This is a genomic window from Nocardia anocheti (genome assembly GCF_029675105.1).
Taxonomy (GTDB): domain Bacteria; phylum Actinomycetota; class Actinomycetes; order Mycobacteriales; family Mycobacteriaceae; genus Nocardia.
Genome location: NZ_JAQQFV010000011.1, coordinates 209,611 through 229,580, shown reverse-complemented (window position 1 = coordinate 229,580; position 19,970 = coordinate 209,611). Strand labels below are relative to the sequence as shown.

Here is a 19,970-nt window from a genome sequence, read left to right as displayed (position 1 = left end):
CTCAACAACCCGATCTAGCGGGGGTTTCAGCAGGGCAAGGGTTCATACTTTAGCTCAGACCCACCCCCGGAAGCAAGCTCCCAGCACGATGACCCCGAACACATGATCAGTCAGGCGCTCATCGTCCTACCTCGTTTCCCTACCACGTGGTGGCCGGGTCGGTGTCCGTGTCGCTCTGACTCGAATTAAGTTACGCACCGCCGAACACGAAGTCAAATCGCCTGGTCAGCGGCTATTTCGTACGCCGTCCATGATCATCATGGTCGCCAGTCGGCGGGGAACCAGCCGGGGGCGGCCGTGGTGAAGCGGGCGCGGTCCCAGCGGCCCGCGCCCTCGGGGATAGCGCCGAGCAGCGGCGTCTCGGTGATCCGGGGGAGGTCGTCGCGATTGCATCGCGAGGCGAGGTCGGGGTTGGTGGGCCAGGAGCCGATGACGAGTCCGGCGCACGGCACTCCGGCGGCGGCCAGGGTGCGGGTGGTCAGTTCGCTGTGGTTGAGGGTGCCCAGGCCCGCGGCGGCGACGACGAGGACGGGGGCACCGAGCTTCTGGGCCAGGTCCAGGAGGGTGAACTCCCCCATGCGGACGAGCAGGCCGCCCGCGCCTTCGACCAGGACCAGGTCGGCGTCGGTGAGCGCGTCGACGGCGGCGACGGTCTCGTCCAGCGTCAGCAGCGGCTGGTTCGCGCGGCGGGCCGCGGTGTCGGGGGCCAGTGGTTCCGGGTAGCGGGCGAGTTCGACGGTGCGGGTCACGCCGGACAGGCGGGTGACCTCGGCGAGGTCGCCGGGTTCGCCGGGGGCGATGCCGGTCTGGGCGGGCTTGCACACCGCGACGGTGCGGCCCGCGGCCGTCGCGGCGGCGGCGAGCGCGGCGGTGACGACGGTCTTGCCGACATCGGTCGAGGTGCCGCTGATCAGCAGGATGCTCATGCCGGGACCGCTTCCCTGCCGCGCGCGTCGGCGAGGACCTCGCCGAGGACCTCGGCGATGGTGTCGAGTTCGGCGTCGGTGAGGTTGGCGCGGGCGGTCAGGCGCAGGCGGGAGGTGCCCTCGGGGACCGACGGGGGGCGGAAGCAACCGACGTCGAGGCCGCGGGCACGGCAGGCCTGGGCAGCGTCGAAGGCGAGTTGGGCATCGCCGAGGACCACCGAGACGACGGCCGAGTCGGGGTCGGGGACCCCGGCGATCCGGGCGATGTCGGCGGCGCGGTCCAGGACGCGGGTGGCCATGGTGGGGTCGCGGCGCAGCAGGGCCAGGGCGGCGCTGGCGGCACCGACGGCGGCCGGGGCCAGGCCCGTGTCGAAGATGAAGGTGCGGGCGGCGTCGATGAGGTGGGCGCGGATGCGGGCGTCGGCCAGGACGACACCGCCCTGGGCGGCGAAGGCCTTGGACAGAGTCGCGGTGATGACGAGGTCGGGTTCGCCCGCCAGGCCGAGTTCGTGGACGAGGCCGCGGCCGCCGCGACCGCGCACGCCGAGACCGTGCGCCTCGTCGACGAGCAGGATCGCGCCCGCGGCGCGGGTGACCCGGTGCAGGTCGGCCAGCGGGGCCAGGTCGCCGTCGGCGCTGAACACCGAGTCGGTGAGGACCAGGGCGCGCTCCTCCGTGCGCTCGCCGAGCAGGCGCTCGACCGTGTCGACATCGCGATGCGGGGCGATCTCGACGCGGGCGCGCGAGAGGCGGCAGGCGTCGACGAGGGAGGCGTGGCTGCCCGCGTCGGAGACGATCAGGGTGCCGCGACCGGCGAGAGCGGTGACCGCGCCGAGGTTGGCGGCGTAGCCGGAGGCGAACACCAAACCGGTGTCGGCGCCGACGAATTCGGCCAGCTCGGCCTCGAGCCGCTCGTGGGCGGCGGTGGTGCCGGTGACCAGTCGGGAGCCGGTGGATCCGGCGCCCCAGCGGCGCACGGCGGCGATGGCGCCCTCGACGACCTCGGGGTGGCGCACCAGGCCGAGGTAGTCGTTGGAGGCCAGGTCGATGGCGGGCGACTCGGCGGCGCGCACGCGCAACTGCCTGCGCAGCCCGGCGTCGACCCGCTCGGCCGCGCGCTCGTCCAACCAGCTCAACGGATCCGTAGTCACAGCTGAGCAGCTTACTTGAACGCTGTTCAGGGCCGTCGGGGCGCTCATCGCGACGACGCCTCGACCGCGGCGCGGACCGCGCCGGTGATGATGGCGATGTCCTCGGTCGTGCTGATGAACGGGGGCATCGTGTAGACGAGATCGCGGAAGGGGCGCAGCCAGGCGCCCGCGCCGACGGCGGCGTCGGTGGCGGCGCGCATGTCGACCGGGGCGGCCAGTTCGACCACGCCGATCGCCCCGAGGACCCGGACGTCGGTGACACCGTCGCGGCCGACGAGGGGGGCAAGCCCCTCGGTCAGTTCGGCTTCGATCCGGGCGACCTCGCCGCGCCAGTCCCGCGAGCGCAACAGTTCCAGCGAGGCGACGGCGACCGCGCAGGCCAGCGGATTGCCCATGAAGGTGGGTCCGTGCATGAGGCCGCCGTGGGCGGCGCTGAGGGTCTCGGCGATGCGCGTGGTGCACAGCGCGGCGGCGAGGGTGAGATAGCCGCCGGTCAGGGCCTTGCCGACGCACATCACGTCGGGGGCGACGCCCGCGTGGTCGGCGGCGAACAGTTCGCCGGTGCGGCCGAAGCCGGTGGCGATCTCGTCGAAGACCAGCAGGACCTCGTTCTCGTCGCAGATCCGGCGCAGTTCGGTGAGGTAGCGCGGGTCGTGCCAGCGCATGCCGCCCGCGCCCTGGACGACGGGTTCCACGATGACCGCGGCCAGCTCGTCGCGGTGTGCGCGCACGGCGCGGGCGAGTTCGGCGGCGTAGGCGGGGTCGAACTCGCGCGGCGGGGCGGGGACGAAGACCTGCTCGGTGAGGACGTCGGTCCACAGCGCGTGCATGCCGCCCTCGGGATCGCAGACGCTCATCGGGGTGAAGGTGTCGCCGTGGTAGCCGCCGCGCCAGGTGAGCAGGCGGTGTTTGCCGGGGCGGCCGACGCCGCGCCAGTACTGCAGGCACATCTTGGTGGCGACCTCGACCGAGACCGAGCCGGAGTCGCAGAGGAAGACTTTGTCCAGGCCCTCGGGAGTGAGTTCGACGAGTAGTTGGGCGAGCCGGGTCGCGGGTTCGTGGGTGAGACCGCCGAACATCACGTGACTCATCCGTCGCGACTGGGCCAGCAGGGCCGCGTCGAGTACCGGGTGCTGGTAGCCGTGGACCGCGGCCCACCACGAGCTCATGCCGTCGACCAGTTCGCGCCCGTCGGCCAGGGTGAGCCGGGTGCCCGCCGCGCTCGCGACCACCAGGGGCTCGGTGGTCGCGGGGAAGCCGCCGTAGGGATGCCAGACGTGCTCGGCATCGAGGGCGCTGATCTGCTCGGGAGTCAGGTCCACAGGTTTCCTCGTCGTCGTCCGGTGCCGCCGCAGCGACGGCCTTGAACACCGTTCAAGTTAGCACCCGGCGGATCGCGCGGACGGAGAGTCGGCCGCCACATCCGCGCGCGGGCCGGTCATGGATTCCTCTACTGTCGTGGCATGTCGAGCCCGCACGACCGATCCGGTGAGCTGACCGCACTGGGGGTGTGGCCGGGGACGGCGTATCCGCTGGGCGCGACCTACGACGGGGCGGGCACCAACTTCTCGGTGTTCTCCGAGGTGGCCACCGGGGTGGACCTGTGTCTGATCGGCAAGGACGGTGGCGAGACGCGGATCGGCCTGGACGAGGTCGACGGGCACGTCTGGCACGCCTATCTGCCCACGGTCACACCGGGGCAGCGCTACGGCTTCCGGATCCACGGGCCCTTCGAGCCGGAACTCGGCTTGCGCTGCGATCCGAGCAAGCTGCTGCTCGACCCGTACGGGAAGGCGTTCGACGGCGAGTTCGTCAACGATCCCTCGCTCTACACCCACGGCCTGGACTCGCTCGGCAAGACGATGACCGGGGTGGTGATCAACCCGTTCTTCGACTGGGGTGCCGATCGGCCGCCGAACCGGCCCTACCACGAGACGGTGATCTACGAGGCGCACGTCAAGGGCATGACGATGACGCATCCGGACGTGCCACCGGAGCTGCGCGGCACCTACGCCGGGCTGGCGCATCCGGCGATCATCGAGCATCTGAAGAGCCTGGGCGTCACCGCGATCGAGCTGATGCCGGTGCACCAGTTCTTCCACGATCACGTGCTGACCGACCAGGGTCTGCGTAATTACTGGGGCTACAACAGCATCGGGTATCTCGCCCCGCACAACCAGTATTCGGCGCGGCCGCGCGGGGACGCGGCGGTGACCGAGTTCAAGGCGATGGTGCGGGCCATGCACGCCGAGGGCATCGAGGTGATCCTCGACGTGGTCTACAACCACACCGGCGAGGGCAATCACTTCGGGCCGACGCTGAGTCTGCGCGGGATCGACAATGCCGCCTACTACCGGCTCGACGAAGCGAATCCCGAGCACTACCGCGACTACACCGGCACCGGCAACAGTCTCAATGTGCGGCATCCGCACACCTTGCAGCTGATCATGGACTCGCTGCGCTACTGGATCCTGGACATGCACGTCGACGGCTTCCGCTTCGACCTCGCCGCTACATTGGCGCGCGAATTGCACGATGTGGACCGGCTTTCCGCGTTCTTCGATCTGGTGCACCAGGACCCGGTGGTGAGCCAGGTGAAGCTCATCGCCGAGCCGTGGGACGTGGGCGAGGGCGGCTATCAGGTCGGTAACTTCCCCACCCTGTGGACCGAGTGGAACGGCAAGTACCGCGACACTGTGCGCGATTACTGGCGGGGGGAGCCAGCGACCTTGGGCGAATTCGCCTATCGGCTCACCGGGTCCTCGGATCTGTACGAGTCGACCGGACGGCGGCCGGGCGCGAGCATCAACTTCGTCACCGCGCACGATGGCTTCACGCTGCGGGATCTGGTGTCCTACAACGAGAAACACAACGACGCCAACGGGGAGGGCAATCGTGACGGGGAGAGTTACAACCGGTCCTGGAACTGCGGGGTGGAGGGACCGACCGACGACGCGGCGGTCCTGGCGCTGCGGGGGCGTCAGCAGCGGAATCTGCTGGCCACGCTGATCCTGAGTCAGGGCACGCCGATGCTCTCGCACGGCGACGAGATCGGCCGCACGCAATCGGGCAACAACAATGTGTACTGCCAGGATTCGGCGCTGTCGTGGATGGACTGGGCCAGCGCCGACGCCGAGCTGCTGGCCTTCACCCGGTCGGTGATCGCGCTGCGGACCGCGCATCCGATCTTCCGGCGGCGCCGGTTCCTGGCGGCCGGGCCGGGTGACGGCGCGCGGGGACGCGAGATCGGCTGGTTCACCCCGGCGGGCACCGAGATGACCACCGCGGACTGGGACAGCGGGTTCGCCAAGTCGCTGGCCATGCTGCTCGACGGGGACGGGATTCCCGAGCCGGGTCCGCGCGGGGAACGCATCACCGACGACTCGTTCCTGCTGTGCTTCAATGCGCACGACGAAGCGATCGATTTCGTAGTGCCGGGGCCCGAGTTCGGTGTCGAATGGACTCTCGCCCTGGATTGTTCGACCCCCACCGGTGCCGCCGACGCCGTCTTCGCCGCGTCGGCGATACTCCCTGTCCCCAGCCGCTGCCTGCTGGTACTGCGCCGAACCGCCTAGCCGAGACGATGACCGAGACCTACGTGACCGACCCGCTCACCCTGCTGCACCGCGCGCCCATCCGGCCGAGCACGGTCCGCAGCACCTACCGGCTGCAACTGCGGCCGGACGCGCTGACCTTCGCCGACGCGCGGGCCATCGCCGAATACCTGCAGCAGCTGGGTATCTCGCACCTGTACCTGTCGCCGATCCTCACCGCGACGCACGGGTCGACGCACGGCTACGACGTCACCGATCCGACCACGGTCTCGGCGGCGCTGGGCGGACCGACCGGGCTCAAGGCGCTCTCGGACGAGGTGCGCAGTCGCGGCATGGGGTTGATCGTGGATCTGGTGCCCAATCATGTGGGCGTCGGCGATCCGCGACAGAACCCGTGGTGGTGGGATGTGCTGCGGACCGGCCAGAACTCCAAGTACGCGCGGTTCTTCGACATCGACTGGAGTCAGGGCAACGGAGCGGGTGGGCGGCTGGCGCTGCCGGTGCTGCAGAGCGAGAACGATCCGGCCGCGCTGACCGTCGACCGGTCCGGCCCGGAACCGATGCTCGCGCTGCACGATCTGCGTTTCCCGATCGCGCCGGGCACCGACGGCGACAACGCGCTGCGCATCCACGACCGCCAGCACTACCGGCTGGTGAGCTGGAAGGCGGGCGTGTGCACCTATCGGCGGTTCTTCGCGGTGAGCAGTCTGGCCGCCATCCGGCAGGAGGACCCGGAGGTCTTCGAGGCCACGCATCGGGAGCTGGCGGCCTGGTGCGAGCACGATCTGATCGACGGGGTGCGGGTGGACCATCCCGACGGGCTGGCGCATCCGAGCGCCTATCTCACCCGACTACGCAGGCTGATCGGGCCGCAGCGGCTGCTGCTGGTGGAGAAGATCCTGGCCAATCGGGAGCCGCTCGACGCGACGCTGCCGGTCGACGGGACCACCGGCTACGACGCGCTCGCCGATGTCGGCGGGGTGCTGCTCGATCCGGCCGGGGAGGCGCCGCTGACCGAGTTGTCGCAGCAGGTGGCCGGGCACGGCAGTGATCGGGCCTGGTTCGGCGAGACCGAGCATCGGATCAAGCGCGCGGTGGCCGAGACGATTCTGGCGCCGGAGATCCGGCGGCTGGTCGCGGCGATCAAACGCGACGGCAACGCGGGCAGTTTCGACACGCTGTCGGTGAGCAACGCGACCATCGAGGTGTTGGCGTTCATGCCGGTCTACCGGGTGGACTACGCGCCGCTGGCCGGGATCACCGCCGCGGTGGTGGCGGAGGTGGAGAAGCGCAATGCCGAGCTCACCGCGCCGCTGTCGGTGCTGGTCACCGCGCTGGCGGTGGGTGGGGAGGCGGCGACGCGGTTCTCCCAGGTGTGCGGGGCGATCACGGCGAAATCGGTCGAGGACACCATGTTCTATCAGGGCGCGCGGCTGGTGTCGCTGCAGGAGGTCGGCGGGAATCCGGCGCGGTTCGGGCATTCGATCAACGACTTCCACCTGTCCAACAGCGAGCGCGCGCAGCGCTGGCCCGCCACCATGACGACGCTGTCGACCCACGACACCAAGCGCGGCGAGGACGTGCGCGCCCGGATCGGGGTGCTCTCGCAGGTGGCCGATGTGTGGGCGCTGCGGGTGCGCGGCTGGCTGGAGACCACGCCAGCGCCGGACGGGGCGACGGCACTGTTCCTGTTGCAGAACATGTTCGGGGTGTGGCCCGCCGACGGGCGGCCCGCGTCGTCGGTGCCGGGACTGCGTGACCGGCTGCACCAGTTCGCGGAGAAGTCGATGCGCGAGGCGGGGGTCAAGACCTCGTGGGAGGAGCCGGACGCGGCGTTCGAGTCGCGGGTGCACGGCTGGCTGGACGCGGTGATCGACGGGCCGGTGGGGACGGGAATCGGCGATCTGGCGCACGAGCTCGCGCCGCACGCGTGGTCGGACGCGGTGGCGCAGAAGCTGTTGCAGCTGTGCGGGCCCGGGATTCCGGACATCTATCAGGGCACCGAGCTGTGGGAGGACTCGCTGGTCGACCCGGACAACCGGCGGCCGGTGAACTTCGCGGTGCGCGCGGGCATGCTCCAATCCCTCACCGACACACCGACGCTGGACACCACGGGGGCGGCGAAGATGTGGGTGGTGGCCTACGCGCTGTGGTTGCGGCGGGAGCGGCCGGAGTGCTTCGTCGGCGGGATGTACCGGCCGCTGTACGCCGTGGGTGAGCACGCGCACCGGTTCGTCGCCTACGGGCGCGGGCCCGCCGGGGAGGAACCCGAGGTGATCGTGGCGGCGGCGCGGCACTCGGTGGGGCTGGCGCCGACCGGCTGGCTGGACACCACCCTGCCGCTGCCGGAAGGCAATTGGACCGATCGGCTGACCGGCAACACCTACGCCGGAATCGCCAGGGCCGACGCGCTGTTCGCCCGGTTGCCGGTCGCGCTGCTGGTGCGCTGAACACGACGACGCGGGGCCACCGGAGGGTGACCCCGCGTCGTCGGGCGTCAGCGGGTGCGGCGCAGAGCGAGGTACTGCAGGGCCGCGAAGGCGCCGACGGTGATGGACTGGAGTACCGCCCACACCGCGCCGACCGTGGTCAGGCTCAGCGCGCCGCTGATCAAGGCCGCCAGGCTCGCCACGACCCAGCCCGAGTTTCCGATGGCCACCGCGGCCGTCGCGGTCCGGTTGATCGGGTCACGGGTGCCGATCACGGCGACCGCGAGGCCGTACACCGTGAGGAACACCCCGATCGCGCGGCCGAGACCGGCGTCCAGGCCGAGCAGGTTTTCCAGCGGTCCGGCCAGCGCGAGGTAGGCCAGGCCGTTGGCGGTGGTGACGACGGCGTCCAGGCGCAGCGAGAACGGCAGCAGGGCGGGCCCGGCGGTGAGGGCGGACAGGCGGGACGAGGCGGCGGTGGTCATGGCGGAACTCCTTGGCTGAGAGGGAAGGTCAGGCGGTGGCGGGAACCTGGTCGAGGAAGCCGTAGACGCTGTCGATGCGTCCGTCGGCGAGGACGGCGACGTCGAAGCCGATCACCACGGGCTCGCCGTCGGCGGGGCCGAGGCCCCAGGTGAAGCGCACCTGGTCGTGGTGGGCGTCGACCGGACCGGCCAGCCGGAAGGTCCAGTCGGGGAACTGGGTCTGCACACCGGCGATGGCGGCTTCGAGTTCGGCGTGGCCGGTGACGGCCACCAGCGGGTCGACGTAGCGGGCGCCGTCGGTGAACAGGCGGGTGACCGCGGCGCGGCGGGCGCCGGGCTCGCGGGTGTTCCATGCCTCCAGGTACTGCGCGACGACGGTGTTCATCTCTACCTCCGAAATAGGCTTTGAGCTCGTGTTTCTCGGGTTGTTTCCCGTGATGACACCTACGTTATGGCGCCGGTGGGGGTCGTCGAATCAGTCGCCTATAGGTACTTTCCCGACCGGGCTACTGTCGGGTGCCGGTCGCGGCGTTAGCGTGGTGCGTATGTTGCACGGGCGCGACGCCGAACAGGCCAGGATCGACGACCTGCTCACCGCGGCGCGGGCGGGGCGCAGTGGGGCACTGGTGTTGCGCGGTGAGGCGGGGATCGGCAAATCCGCGCTGCTGGATTACGCGGCGGCCCAAGGGCTTCCGACGGCGCGCAGCGCGGGGATCGAGTCCGAGGCCGAATTGCCGTTCGCGGCCCTGCATCTGCTGATCCGGCCGGGAATGGCGCTGGTGCCGGGCTTGCCGCCCCGGCAGCGCGAGGCGCTCGAGGCCGCCTTCGGGCTCGGGGACGGGACCCCGGCGGACCGGATGCTGATCGGGCTCGCGGTACTGACACTGCTGGCCGAGGAAGCCGCCGACGGTCCACTCCTGTGCCTGATCGACGACGCGCACTGGCTGGACCGGGCCAGTGCCGAGGCACTGTTGTTCGCGGCGCGCAGGCTCGACGCCGAGGGGGTGGTCATGGTGTTCGCCACCCGGTCCGGCCCCGAGGATTTCCCCGCGCCCGGTCTGCCGGAACTCGTGGTGCCGGGGCTGCGACCGGAGGCGGCGGCCGCGCTGCTGGACGCGGGCCCGGTCCGGCTCTCCCCCACCGACCGGTATCGGCTGCTCAGCGAGTCGGGCGGCAATCCGCTCGCGCTGCTGGAACTTCCGTCGACCCTCGGCGCCACGACGCCGACCCGGGCGCATCCGCTGGCGCTCACCCAGCGGCTGCAGCTGGCCTTCCACGGGCGGGTCACCCGGTTGCCCGCCGCCACCCGCACGGTGCTGCTGGTGGCCGCGACGGCCGGGTCGCCGGAGCTGGCGCCGGTGCTGCGCGCCGCGGACACCCTCGGCGTCGTTCTCGACGATCTACAGCCCGCCCAGGACGCGGAGCTGGTGCGTACCGACGGCGCGGTGCTCACCTGGCGGCATCCGCTGCTGCGCGCGGCGGTCTACCAGGGTTCGGCGCTGACCCAGCGCCTGGCCGCGCACCGCGCCCTGGCTGCCGCGTTCGACACCGAGGACACCGCCGACCTGCACGCCTGGCATCGGGCCTGCGCCGCCACCGGCCCGGACGAGACGACCGCGACCCTGCTCGAGCGCACCGCCGAGCGGGCCCGGCGCCGCCACGGTTTCCACGGCGCGGTCGCCGCCTACGAGCGCGCCGCCGCGCTCGGCGTCACCGCGCGCGGCCGGTCACGCAGGCTGGCCCTGGCCGCCGAGATGGCGACCGAGGCGGGACTCACCGACCAGGCGGTGGCGCTGGCCGAACGGGCCGCGGCCCCGGGTACCGACAGCGCGGTCGAGCTGCGCCTGGCCCTGGTCCGCGCGCAGGCCGATTTCGCCGCGGGGGTTCCGGCCTCGGCGCATCGGCGCTTGCTGGCGGCCGCGATAGCGGCGCGAACAGGTGATCCGGGCGGGGCGACGCGGACGGGTGATCCGGGCGGGGAGGCGCCGCCCACCGGCGATCCGGCCGGGGCGACGCGCACTGGCGATCCGAACAGGGCGACGCCCACCGGCGATCCGGACGAGGCGGCGTGCGCTGGCGATCCGGGCGGGGCGACGCGGATGGGTGATCCGGGGATGGCGGCGCGGATTCTCACCCGGGCGGTGCATGCCGCGTGGTATCTGGGGCCCGCGGAGATCGCTGAGGTGGCTGAGGTGCTGGCGACGTTGCCGCTGACCGAGAGCGATCCGGTGACGCCGATCGCGCGGTATCTGATCACGGCGGTCGCCGGGCATCGCACGGTCGACCTGCGCACGGCCGCCGCGCTGGCCAGGGCCAACGGCGCGGACAGTCCGGCCGATCTGGTGCAGCTGTGCGGCAGCGGACTGGTCGTCGGGCAGGACGAGCAGGTGGGTGAGCTGGCCGAGGAGCTGATCGGCGAATGCCGCGAGCAGGGCCGGATCGGGGTGCTGGCGCCGCTGCTGTTCTTCCGGTCGGAGGCGCAACTGTTCGCGGGCAGGCCGGGGGCTGCTCGGGTCGGTGCCGAGGAAGGGCTGCGCATCGCCGAGGATCTCGGGCAGGCGCACTGGGTGGGGCAGCTCAGCGCGTTCCTGGCGTATCTGGCGGCCCAGCGCGGCGACGAGGACGCGACGCGCGCGCGGGCCGAGCGGGCGACGGCCGAGGAGTTCGGCGGGGCGCGCGCGGTCGGCGCGTCCTGGGCGCACGCGGCGCTGGGACTGCTCGCGCTCGGGCAGGGCAGGCTCGAGGCGGCGCGCGCGGAGCTGGCGCACATGTCGGTCGAACCGGCCCGTCACCATGTCAGCGGGTTGCGCGCGCTCCCCGACCGGATCGAGGTGGCCGTGCGGCTCGGCGCGACCGAGGACGCGACCGCCGCCCTGGACGACCTCACCGCCTGGGCCGAGCGAGCCGATCAGGAGTGGATCACCGCGCTGGTGGCGTGCGGGCGGGCACTGCTGGCCGACGGACCCGAGGCCGAAACGCACTTCGTGGCCGCGCTCGCCGCGAATCGCCCGTTCGACGAGGCCCGCACCCGGCTGCTCTACGGCGAATGGCTGCGCCGCGAGAAGCGCAAAGTCGACGCCCGCACCCAGCTGGAACAGGCCCTGGCAGTGTTCGACCGGCTCGAGGCGGGGCCGTGGCGTGAGCGTGCCCGCACCGAACTGAGCGCGCTGGGGGTCGGGACGGTGGCGGCGGCGAGCGCGGGACCGCTGAGCCTGCTCACGCCGCAGGAGTCACAGATCGTGCGGCTGGCGGCGCGGGGATTGTCGAATCGGGAGATCGCGGCGAGATTGTTCCTGAGTCACCGCACGGTCGGACATCACCTGTACAAGGCGTATCCGAAACTGGGAGTGCTCTCGCGGGGCGAGCTGAAGGAACTCGAGCTCGGCGAGTGAGTCAGGCGCGCACGGCGCCGACGGTCCAGCGCAGCGCGGCGACGGCGGCCGCGACCAGCACGGCGGCCTGCGGCGAGCCCAGGACCAGCAGCAGCACGGCGCCCACGACGAACCCGGCGACCAGCGCTTCGAGTTTGTAGATCGGCCACGCGCTGCCCGCGATGTCGACCGTCGCGCGTGCTGCCGAAGGGGTGACCACTGCCATGCACACAGGATAGACGCACAGAAGATTTCGGTCCACCAAACTTTATCGAGCGGGCGGTGTCGGGAACATCACACCGCGCCCGATCGTTGTGCAGGTCATGCCACTGACAGGAGAGTACGCACCGAGCACTTCGGATTGGGCCCGCGAACAGGCCGAGACCTACGAGAACTCCGGCGGAACCGACGGCACCTCGATGCAGGGCAAGCCCGTCATCCTGCTCACCACCAAGGGCGCCAAGACCGGCAAGCTGCGCAAGACGCCGCTCATGCGGGTCGAGCACGACGGCGAATACGCCGTGGTGGCCTCACTGGGCGGCGCGCCCAAGAACCCCGTCTGGTACTACAACATCAAGGCCCATCCGCAGGTGGAGCTGCGCGATGGCACGGTCAACAAGGACTACACCGCCCGCGAGGTCACCGGCGCGGAGAAGGCGAAGTGGTGGGAGCGCGCCGTCGCGGTCTGGCCCGACTACGCCGAGTACCAGAAGAAGACCGACCGCGAGATCCCGGTCTTCGTGCTCACCCCCAGCTAGGGGCCCTCGCGCGCGGCCACCCGTCCCCGGCGGCGGGTGGTCGGGCGCCGCGCGGGGATCGGTAACATTGCCGGGTGTCCTCCATCGCTGACGTCGCCGAAGTATCCGTATCCCGTCCGCCGCTGACCGCGGACGAGATCGACGCCGCCGCGAAGCGAATTTCCGACATCATCGAGCCGACACCGCTGCAGTACAGCCCGCGGTTGTCGGCCCAGACCGGCGCCCAGGTCTACCTCAAGCGCGAAGATCTCACCGCCGTGCGCTCCTACAAGCTGCGCGGCGCCTACAACCTGATGGTCCAGCTCACCGCGGCCGAACGCGCGGCCGGGGTGGTCGCGGCCAGCGCGGGCAATCACGCGCAGGGCGTGGCGTTCGCATGCAAGGCCATGGGTGTGCGCGGGCGCATCTACGTGCCGACCACGACTCCCAAGCAGAAGCGCGACCGCATCCGCGTGCACGGCGGCGAGTTCGTCGAGCTCATCGCCGTCGGCGAGACCTACGACGCGGCCGCCGCGGCCGCCGCCGACGACGTCGCCCGTACCGGCGCGACCAGAGTGCCCCCGTTCGACGACCCGCGCACCGCGGCCGGACAGGGCACCATCGCCGCCGAGTTCCTCGAGCAGCTCGGCACCGCGCCGGACCTGGTGATCGTGCCGGTCGGCGGGGGTGGCTGTCTGGCCGGGATCGGCACCTACCTGCGTGAACGCGCGCCCCAGGCCGGTCTGCTCGGGGTGGAGCCCGCAGGCGCGGCCTCGATGACCGCCGCGCTGGTGGCCGGTGCGCCGGTGACGTTGCCCGAGATCGACCCGTTCGTCGACGGTGCCGCCGTGCGCCGCATCGGCGACCTGCCCTACCGCGCCGCCGCCTCCTTCGGCGGGGCCGTGGTCTCGCACGCCTCGCTGCCGCTGCTCACCACCACCGCCACGCCCACCGGCACCGCCTCGTTCCGGATGATGCAGGTCGACGAGGGCGCGATCTGCACCGCGATGCTCGATCTGTACCAGAACGAGGGCATCATCGCCGAGCCCGCGGGCGCGCTGGCCACCGCGGCGCTGGCCGAGGTCGCGATCGATCCGGGGTCGACCGTGGTGGTGCTGGTCTCGGGCGGCAACAACGATGTGTCGCGTTACGGCGAGATCATCGAGCGTTCGCTGGTGCATCGCGGGCTCAAGCACTATTTCCTGGTGGACTTCCCGCAGGAGCCGGGGGCGCTGCGCCGCTTCCTCGACGACGTCCTCGGGCCCGACGACGACATCACCATGTTCGAGTACGTCAAGCGCAACAACCGGGAGACCGGGGCGGCGCTGGTCGGCATCGAACTGGGCGCCACCGACGACCTGGCCTCGCTGCTGCACCGCATCGAGGATTCCCCGATCCAGGCCGAGCGCCTGGAACCGGGCTCCCCGGCCTACCGCTACCTGACCTGACGGTTACGCGGCCACGCGGTCGATTCCGGCCGCGCGGTCGCGGGTGGCGCGCACCCCCGACAGGACCAGGGGCAGCACCCAGGCCATGGCGGGCTGGTCGTAGGCCAGCGTGGTCTGGTCGAGACGGTTGTGCACGTAGGCCACCGACAGGCCCGAGGCCGGGTCGACCCAGCCGAAGGACCCGCCGAGTCCGATGTGCCCGAAGCCGTGGCGCGCGCCGACCAGCGGGAACGAGTGGTAGCCCAGGTGCCACATCATCGGCAGGTAGAACAGCGCGTGATCGAGCCGGTAGGTCTGCACGCGGCGGATCGCGCGGTGGGTGTGCGCGCTCAGGTAGGGCCTGCCGTCGACGGTGACGCCGTCGGCCAGTGCCGCGTACATGCGCGCGAGACCGGTCGCCGTGCACACCCCGTTGCCCGCGGGCATCTCGGTGTCCAGGATCGGCGGGTCGTCACCGTCGAGGATGCCGTGCAGGCCGGGCACGAACAGGCAGCGGGCGGCCGCGCCCAGCGCGCCGGGGACGTGTCTGCCCACCCGGCCGAGGACTTCGGCCGCCACCGGATGTCCGACCGCGCTCAGGTGCGCGCCCGCGAGCGGGGCGTAGTCGGTCGACGAGCCCGCCACCGGGCGGCCCAGATGGATGCCGTCGATGCCGAGCGGTTCGGTGACCTCGGTGCGGATGAGTTCGCCCATCGCGCGGCCGGTGACGGCCCTGGCCAGGCCAGCGAGCAGCCAGCCGTAGGTGAGCGCGTGGTAGGCGGGGACGCCGCGCAGCCGGTCGGGCGCGGCCAAGGCCAGGCGGTCCTCCATCAGCTCGTGATCGAGCGATTCGAACGCGGTGTCGGCGACGGCGGGCAGCGAGGACAGTCCGGCCCGATGGGTGAGCACGTCGGCGACGGTGATGGCGCCCTTGCCGTTGGCGGCGAAGCGTGGCCAGTACTCGGCGATCGGGGCGCGGTAGTCGATCAGGCCGCGGTCGGCGAGCCGGTGGATGACGGTGGCGGTGACGCCCTTGGTCGCGGAGAAGACGATGGCGCCGGTCTCGGCGGTCCAGGGTCGGTCCCCCGCGCTGCCCGCCCACAGGTGGGCCAGGGGTTGTCCGTGTCGGTGGATCGCGAGGGAACCGCCCGCGCCGCGGCGGCGGCCGACCAGGGTGGCGAAGGCGCGCACCAGCGGGGCGAATCCGGCCGGGGCGTAGCCGCCCACACCGGCCGGGAGGGCAGCACTGTCCTGCCCGTAAGCGTCGTTGCTCATCGCTCAACCGTACGGTCGGACTCTCGACTGGGCAATGGTCGGAGACCGACCGTGGCCGAGCCGTGCCCGGCCGTCATCAGTCGGTGACCACGGTGCCCGCGCCGTCCCCTTCCTCCAGGACGGCGAAGCTGTGGCCGGAAACCAGTGTGCCCGCGCCGCTTTCGGTGGCCGGGGACCACGCGAGCAGGACGCGCCCGTGCACGGGGATCACCGCGTCGTCCTCGGCGAGATTGCACACCACCGAGATTCGGCCACGCCGCAGCACGAACCAGCGCGCGGCCTCGTCGTAGTCGGCCCAGACCCGCTCCAGCCAGGGGTCACCGAACTCGGGGCGGGCCTTGCGCAGGGCCAGCAGCGCGCGGTAGCAGGCGAGCAGCCGGGCGTGCGGTTCGCGGTGCGGTTCGGTCCAGTCCAGTTGGGAGCGGGTGAAGGTGGCCGGGTCCTGCGGGTCGGGGACGTCGTCGGTGGCCCAGCCGTGTGCGGCGAATTCGGCGCGGCGGCCCGCGGCGGTGGCGGCGCCGACGACCGGGTCGGTGTGCGAGGTGAAGAACTGGAACGGGGTGCGCGCGCCCCATTCCTCGCCCATGAACAGCATCGGGGTGCTCGCCGAGAGCAGCACCAGCGCGGCCTTCACCGCCAGCTGACCCGGGGTGAGGTAGGCGCTCGGGCGGTCGCCGAGGGCGCGGTTGCCGATCTGGTCGTGATTGCAGGTGTAGCCGAGCAGCGCGCTGGCCGGGATCAGTTCGCGCGGGATCGGCACGCCGTGGGTGCGGCCGCGGAAGCTGGAATAGGTGGCGGCGTGGAAGAACCCGTGCGTGAGGGTCTGGGCCAGGCAGGCCAGGGAGCCGAAATCGGCGTAGTAGCCCTGACGTTCACCGGAGACCGCGGTGTGCACGGCGTGGTGCAGGTCGTCGTTCCACTGCCCGGTCAGGCCGTAGCCGCCCGCCGCGCGGGGCGTGATCAGGCGGGGGTCGTTGAGGTCGCTCTCGGCGATGAGGGTGAGCGGGCGGCCGACTTGCGCTGAGAGCGCGGTGGTTTCGACGGTGAGTTCTTCGAGCAGGTGGGTGGCGGTGCGGTCGACGAGGGCGTGCACGGCGTCCAGGCGCAGGGCGTCGAGGTGGAAGTCGCGCAGCCAGCGCAGGGCGTTGTCGATGATGTGACGGCGCACCGCGTCGGAGCCGGGGCCGTCGAGGTTCAGGCTCTGGCCCCAAGTGTTGCGGCCGTCGGCGAGGTAGGGGCCGAAGCGCGGCAGATAGTTGCCGGAGGGGCCGAGGTGGTTGTAGACCACGTCCAGGCAGACCGCCAGGCCGCGGGCGTGGCAGGCGTCGACGAAGCGTTGCAGGCCGTCGGGGCCGCCGTAACTCTCCTGCACCGCGTACCAGAGCACGCCGTCGTAGCCCCAGTTGTGGGTGCCGTCGAAGGCGTTGACCGGCATCAGTTCGACCGTGGTGACGCCGAGTTCGACCAGATGGTCGAGCTTGCCGATCGCGGCGTCGAAGGTGCCCTCGGGAGTGAAGGTGCCCAGGTGCAGTTCGTAGAACACCGCGCCCGCCAGCTGTCGGCCGGTCCAGCCGTGGTCGGTCCAGGCCGCCGGGTCCAGGTCGTGCACGGCCGAGCGCGCGTGCACGCCGTCGGGTTGACGGGCCGAGCGCGGATCGGGCAGCACGGTGGGGTCGTCGTCGATGAGGAAGCCGTAGCGGGCGCCCTGGGCCGCCTGCGCTCTGATCGACCACCAGCCGCCGCCGTTGCGCCGCATCGGGTGCGCGTCCCCGTCCAGGTGCAGCCGCACCGACCCCGCCTCCGGCGCCCACACCCGAAACAGCCTCATCGGCCCAGCATCGCACGCGCCGCCGCGGCACGCGCGGGCAACGATCGCGGGTGCTCAGGACGCGTGCGAGATCACCCCGACCGGGCCCGCGCCCACACACAGCGACTGGTCGGCGTCGAAGGCGCGGATGCGCAGCGCCGATCCCCCACCGAGCAGCCGCACGTAGACGGTGTTGAGGCCACGGCGCACCTCGGCGACGGTCTCGGTGTCACCGTCGAAGGACACGGCGACGCGGCCGTCGCGTTCGGCGAGGTAGTTGAGCTGGACGGTCCAGTCGCGGATCTGCATGGGTCCGTCCAGGGGCAGCACGGTCGAGGTGGTGCCGCGTACGCGGTGGCCGCAGCCGGGTTCGGCCACGATGGCGCGGTTCCACCAGACGTTCGCGTCGACGATCGCGCCGGTGTCGGTGATCATCCGCAGCTTCGGTGTCCACGGGGCGAAGGTGGTGGGAGTGGCGAGCGGGGCGAAGACGTGGTCGGTCATGTTCTCGGGAAAGGCCAAGGGGTTCAGGACGTTCCAGGGGACTTCCTGGGGGAGCAGGGGTGCGTCGGTGACGGTCGGGAGGGAGGCGCGCACGCCGGTGACGTAGGTGCGGGCGGGGCTGGGTTGCCAGGTATGGGTGAAAGTGACAGTGGAGTAGACGCTGCTCGCGAGGAAGAGGATCGTGGCGGTGATGACCATGCGTCGCCCTCGGATCGCTGTTCGCCGGTCCGGCGTGTCCGTCTGCGGCCTCGGGTGATCGCACGACACGATCGGACCGCGTCGCGGCGCGGTCGGCACCCAGCCCGGTGCCTCGTTGTCCTGCGGTGTCGCGCCGCCGCCCGCGGACGCGGCTACCGGTCGCGCGTCAGCGGAGTCGGTGCGCGGGTGCGCTCGCTGCTCGGAGGCGGCGGTTCGCCGCGCGCGTCGGTCCGGCACGGCGGCCGAACGCGGAGGCGACATCGTGAGCAGGGTCAGGGCGATGGTGGCGACGACGGCGAAATCGGCGAAGTAGCGCAGGGATTGGAGCAGCAGGCCCGCGGTGCCTGGGCCGTCACGGAGGAGAACCACGGGGGCGATGGTGCCGACGGCGTACGCGATGGTGCCGAGCCAGACGGGAAGGACGCGGCGCCGGGTGCGGATCGTCCACGCGGCGAACAGGATCAGTGCGACCCAGGAGAGGATGACCGCGACGGCGGGTGGGTCGGCCCACGGGGTCGCGGGCTGCCAGCGTTCCCAGCGCCACGGCCCGCCGAACAGGCCGGGGACCAGCCCGTCGGAGAGAGCGCGGCGCACCAGGATGCCCGGGTGTTCGGGCGCGGACAGCCCGCGCGGTCGTTGGATCACCAGCAGGAAACACGCTGCCCAGGCCAGCAGCACCGCCCCGGCGGCGGTCCACAGCGCGGCACCGCGCCGGGCGGCCTCGCGCACCGACTCCCCCGTCACAGACGCCGCCAGCACCACCACCGCGAACGCGACCGGCAGCACCACCACCGCCTTCTCGAACGACAGCAGCGCCACCGCGAACACCACCGCACCCGATAGCGCGTACCGGCGCCGCCCGGTGCGCACCAGCAGCACCGCGTCGGCGCTGACCCAGGCCAGCGCGATCTGCAGGGGCAGGGCGTTCACGGCGGCGGCCCACCAGGCGAAGGCGGGCAGGGTGAGCGGGACGAACAGGAAGAACACCAGCGGACCGAGCAGCCGCGCGCGCCTCCCCAGCAGGACCACCAGCAGCCGCAGGACGGCCAGTGACGCGAGGGCTTGGAGGACCAACAGCACCACGACCGCGGCCGTCCACTCCAGTGGCGCGACGGTGGTGACCAGCCAGGTCAGCGCGAGCGCGAGGGGCATGACGTGACCGTCGTGGCTGGTGAGGAGCAGTTCGGTCGACCACAGGGGGTGCTCGCTGACCCGGCCGATGAGCAGGTAGTCGTCCCAGTAGAAGAAGCCGGAGGCCGCCACCCGACCGCGCAGTACCAGCTGCGCGAGGATCGCCGTCACCGCGACGATCAGAACCGTTCGGGCCGAGATCGCGGGGCGCGCGGAGCGAGCGGGGTCCGGCGAACGAGGTGGCGAGTCGAGCAGGGGCGCGGACGTCACGCCTCTCGAGGCTAGACCGATGTGCGCGGGGCGGCCATCACCACTGGTCCCAGCGAGCCGGATCGGGCGCGGTGTCCGGGGACAGCGCGCGGATTCTCAGCCGCTCGCCGGGCGCGGCGTGGCGCGCAGATCGGCGTGGGCGCCGACGGTGGCATCCAGGGCGGCCAGGCACAGGGCGAGGTTGTCGGCGGGGGTGATGGTCCGGTCCACCAGGCCCGCCAGGGTCGTCTCGCGGACGAAGGCGATCCAGCCAGCGAAGGCGGCCTCGGCCAGTGTCCGACTGTGCCCGGTGGTGCCGGTGGCGTCGAGGACGGTCGCGCACAGGGTGCGGAAGGTGGCGTCGATGGGTTCGCGGACGACCGGGGAGCCCGCGATCGAGCTGCGGTTGGCGATGAGGACCAGGGGCAGGTTGCGGGCGTAGAAGTCGAGGTAGGCGGTCAGGGTGGCGACCAGTCCCGCGCGCACGGTCTCGGCGGTACGCAGGGGCGCCGAGGCGCGCAGGGTGTCGTGGGCGCGCTGCCAGATGGCGGCGAAGAAGTCGGCCTTGGTCGGGAAGTAGTGGTACAGCAGCGCCCTGGTCACCTGGGCGCGGGCGGCGATCTGTTCCATGGACACGTCGTCGAACGGCTCCGCGCCGAACAGCTCTTCGCCCACGTCGAGCAGCTGCGCGCGGCGAGCGTCCGGGGTCATACGGCGGGGCGGCAT

At 71.8% G+C, this 19,970-nt stretch carries 15 protein-coding genes; 5 read left to right on the top strand and 10 right to left on the bottom strand.

The features are described from left to right. Window positions 1–257: 257 nt before the first annotated feature. Genes bioD through QC180_RS26845 form a run of 3 tightly spaced genes read right to left on the bottom strand, consistent with a single transcriptional unit; the run spans window position 258 to window position 3,399 of the window. The gene (gene bioD, locus QC180_RS26855) at window positions 258–926 is read right to left on the bottom strand and encodes a dethiobiotin synthase (protein ID WP_278265607.1); all 669 of its coding nucleotides are present in this window, start codon (window positions 924–926) and stop codon (window positions 258–260) included. Further along, entirely contained in the window at window positions 923–2,077 is a 1,155-nt protein-coding gene (locus QC180_RS26850; RefSeq protein ID WP_278265606.1) for an 8-amino-7-oxononanoate synthase, read from the bottom strand. Before QC180_RS26850 ends, bioD begins: the two co-directional genes overlap by 4 nt. 44 nt (window positions 2,078–2,121) lie before the next feature. Beyond that, a complete protein-coding gene (locus tag QC180_RS26845; RefSeq protein WP_278265605.1) occupies window positions 2,122–3,399 on the bottom strand; it encodes an adenosylmethionine--8-amino-7-oxononanoate transaminase in 1,278 nt (425 codons plus the stop codon). Window positions 3,400–3,540: 141 nt separating this feature from the next. On the opposite strand from QC180_RS26845, the gene glgX reads away from it, so the two are divergent. Further along, on the top strand, window positions 3,541–5,652 hold the full coding sequence (gene glgX, locus QC180_RS26840; RefSeq protein WP_278265604.1) for a glycogen debranching protein GlgX: 2,112 nt from the start codon (window positions 3,541–3,543) through the stop codon (window positions 5,650–5,652). An 8-nt stretch (window positions 5,653–5,660) separates the two neighbouring features. Beyond that, window positions 5,661–8,081 (top strand): malto-oligosyltrehalose synthase, encoded by a 2,421-nt coding sequence (gene treY / locus QC180_RS26835; RefSeq protein WP_278265603.1) that lies wholly within the window; start codon window positions 5,661–5,663, stop codon window positions 8,079–8,081. Window positions 8,082–8,128: 47 nt separating this feature from the next. On the opposite strand, the gene QC180_RS26830 is transcribed toward treY, so the two are convergent. Together QC180_RS26830 and QC180_RS26825 are read right to left on the bottom strand one after the other, a co-directional pair. After that, on the bottom strand, window positions 8,129–8,545 hold the full coding sequence (locus QC180_RS26830) for a hypothetical protein (protein ID WP_278265602.1): 417 nt from the start codon (window positions 8,543–8,545) through the stop codon (window positions 8,129–8,131). Window positions 8,546–8,573: 28 nt separating this feature from the next. Next, window positions 8,574–8,930 carry a nuclear transport factor 2 family protein gene (locus QC180_RS26825; protein WP_278265601.1) on the bottom strand — a complete coding sequence of 119 codons (357 nt, stop codon included), beginning with the start codon at window positions 8,928–8,930 and terminating at the stop codon, window positions 8,574–8,576. Window positions 8,931–9,090: 160 nt separating this feature from the next. Here QC180_RS26825 and QC180_RS26820 point away from each other — a divergent pair, with 160 nt between their 5' ends. After that, window positions 9,091–11,937, top strand: a complete 2,847-nt coding sequence (locus tag QC180_RS26820; RefSeq protein ID WP_278265600.1) for a helix-turn-helix transcriptional regulator — start codon at window positions 9,091–9,093, stop codon at window positions 11,935–11,937. A gap of 1 nt (window position 11,938) precedes the next feature. Here the strand turns inward: QC180_RS26820 and QC180_RS26815 are convergent, their stop codons facing one another. Then, window positions 11,939–12,142: a hypothetical protein gene (locus tag QC180_RS26815; RefSeq protein WP_278265599.1), complete on the bottom strand. Its 204-nt coding sequence runs from the start codon at window positions 12,140–12,142 to the stop codon at window positions 11,939–11,941. A 97-nt stretch (window positions 12,143–12,239) separates the two neighbouring features. Between QC180_RS26815 and QC180_RS26810 the strand changes: the two genes are divergently transcribed. Next, a complete protein-coding gene (locus QC180_RS26810; protein ID WP_278265598.1) occupies window positions 12,240–12,674 on the top strand; it encodes a nitroreductase family deazaflavin-dependent oxidoreductase in 435 nt (144 codons plus the stop codon). Window positions 12,675–12,748: 74 nt separating this feature from the next. Further along, a complete protein-coding gene (ilvA, locus tag QC180_RS26805; RefSeq protein WP_278265597.1) occupies window positions 12,749–14,101 on the top strand; it encodes a threonine ammonia-lyase IlvA in 1,353 nt (450 codons plus the stop codon). A gap of 3 nt (window positions 14,102–14,104) precedes the next feature. On the opposite strand, the gene QC180_RS26800 is transcribed toward ilvA, so the two are convergent. From QC180_RS26800 to QC180_RS26785, 4 genes are all read right to left on the bottom strand, one after another. Beyond that, entirely contained in the window at window positions 14,105–15,355 is a 1,251-nt protein-coding gene (locus tag QC180_RS26800; RefSeq protein ID WP_278265596.1) for a serine hydrolase domain-containing protein, read from the bottom strand. 76 nt (window positions 15,356–15,431) lie between these two features. Beyond that, window positions 15,432–17,183, bottom strand: coding sequence for a malto-oligosyltrehalose trehalohydrolase (gene treZ, locus QC180_RS26795; protein WP_278265595.1), 1,752 nt, complete (start codon window positions 17,181–17,183; stop codon window positions 15,432–15,434). Window positions 17,184–17,237: 54 nt separating this feature from the next. Continuing rightward, complete coding sequence (locus QC180_RS26790; RefSeq protein WP_278265594.1) at window positions 17,238–19,265, bottom strand: hypothetical protein; 2,028 nt, start codon at window positions 19,263–19,265, stop codon at window positions 17,238–17,240. A 96-nt stretch (window positions 19,266–19,361) separates the two neighbouring features. Further along, a complete protein-coding gene (locus QC180_RS26785) occupies window positions 19,362–19,955 on the bottom strand; it encodes a TetR/AcrR family transcriptional regulator (RefSeq protein ID WP_278265593.1) in 594 nt (197 codons plus the stop codon). Between the last annotated feature and the right edge of the window lie 15 nt (window positions 19,956–19,970).

Bases quoted from the DNA above. Each gene is read 5' to 3' on its own strand.
- bioD (WP_278265607.1), bottom strand. From the start codon at position 926: ATGAGCATCCTGCTGATCAGCGGCACCTCGACCGATGTCGGCAAGACC.
- glgX (WP_278265604.1), top strand. From the start codon at position 3,541: ATGTCGAGCCCGCACGACCGATCCGGTGAGCTGACCGCACTGGGGGTG.
- treY (WP_278265603.1), top strand. From the start codon at position 5,661: ATGACCGAGACCTACGTGACCGACCCGCTCACCCTGCTGCACCGCGCG.
- QC180_RS26830 (WP_278265602.1), bottom strand. From the start codon at position 8,545: ATGACCACCGCCGCCTCGTCCCGCCTGTCCGCCCTCACCGCCGGGCCC.
- QC180_RS26825 (WP_278265601.1), bottom strand. From the start codon at position 8,930: ATGAACACCGTCGTCGCGCAGTACCTGGAGGCATGGAACACCCGCGAG.
- QC180_RS26820 (WP_278265600.1), top strand. From the start codon at position 9,091: ATGTTGCACGGGCGCGACGCCGAACAGGCCAGGATCGACGACCTGCTC.
- QC180_RS26815 (WP_278265599.1), bottom strand. From the start codon at position 12,142: ATGGCAGTGGTCACCCCTTCGGCAGCACGCGCGACGGTCGACATCGCG.
- QC180_RS26810 (WP_278265598.1), top strand. From the start codon at position 12,240: ATGCCACTGACAGGAGAGTACGCACCGAGCACTTCGGATTGGGCCCGC.
- QC180_RS26800 (WP_278265596.1), bottom strand. From the start codon at position 15,355: ATGAGCAACGACGCTTACGGGCAGGACAGTGCTGCCCTCCCGGCCGGT.
- treZ (WP_278265595.1), bottom strand. From the start codon at position 17,183: ATGAGGCTGTTTCGGGTGTGGGCGCCGGAGGCGGGGTCGGTGCGGCTG.
- QC180_RS26785 (WP_278265593.1), bottom strand. From the start codon at position 19,955: ATGACCCCGGACGCTCGCCGCGCGCAGCTGCTCGACGTGGGCGAAGAG.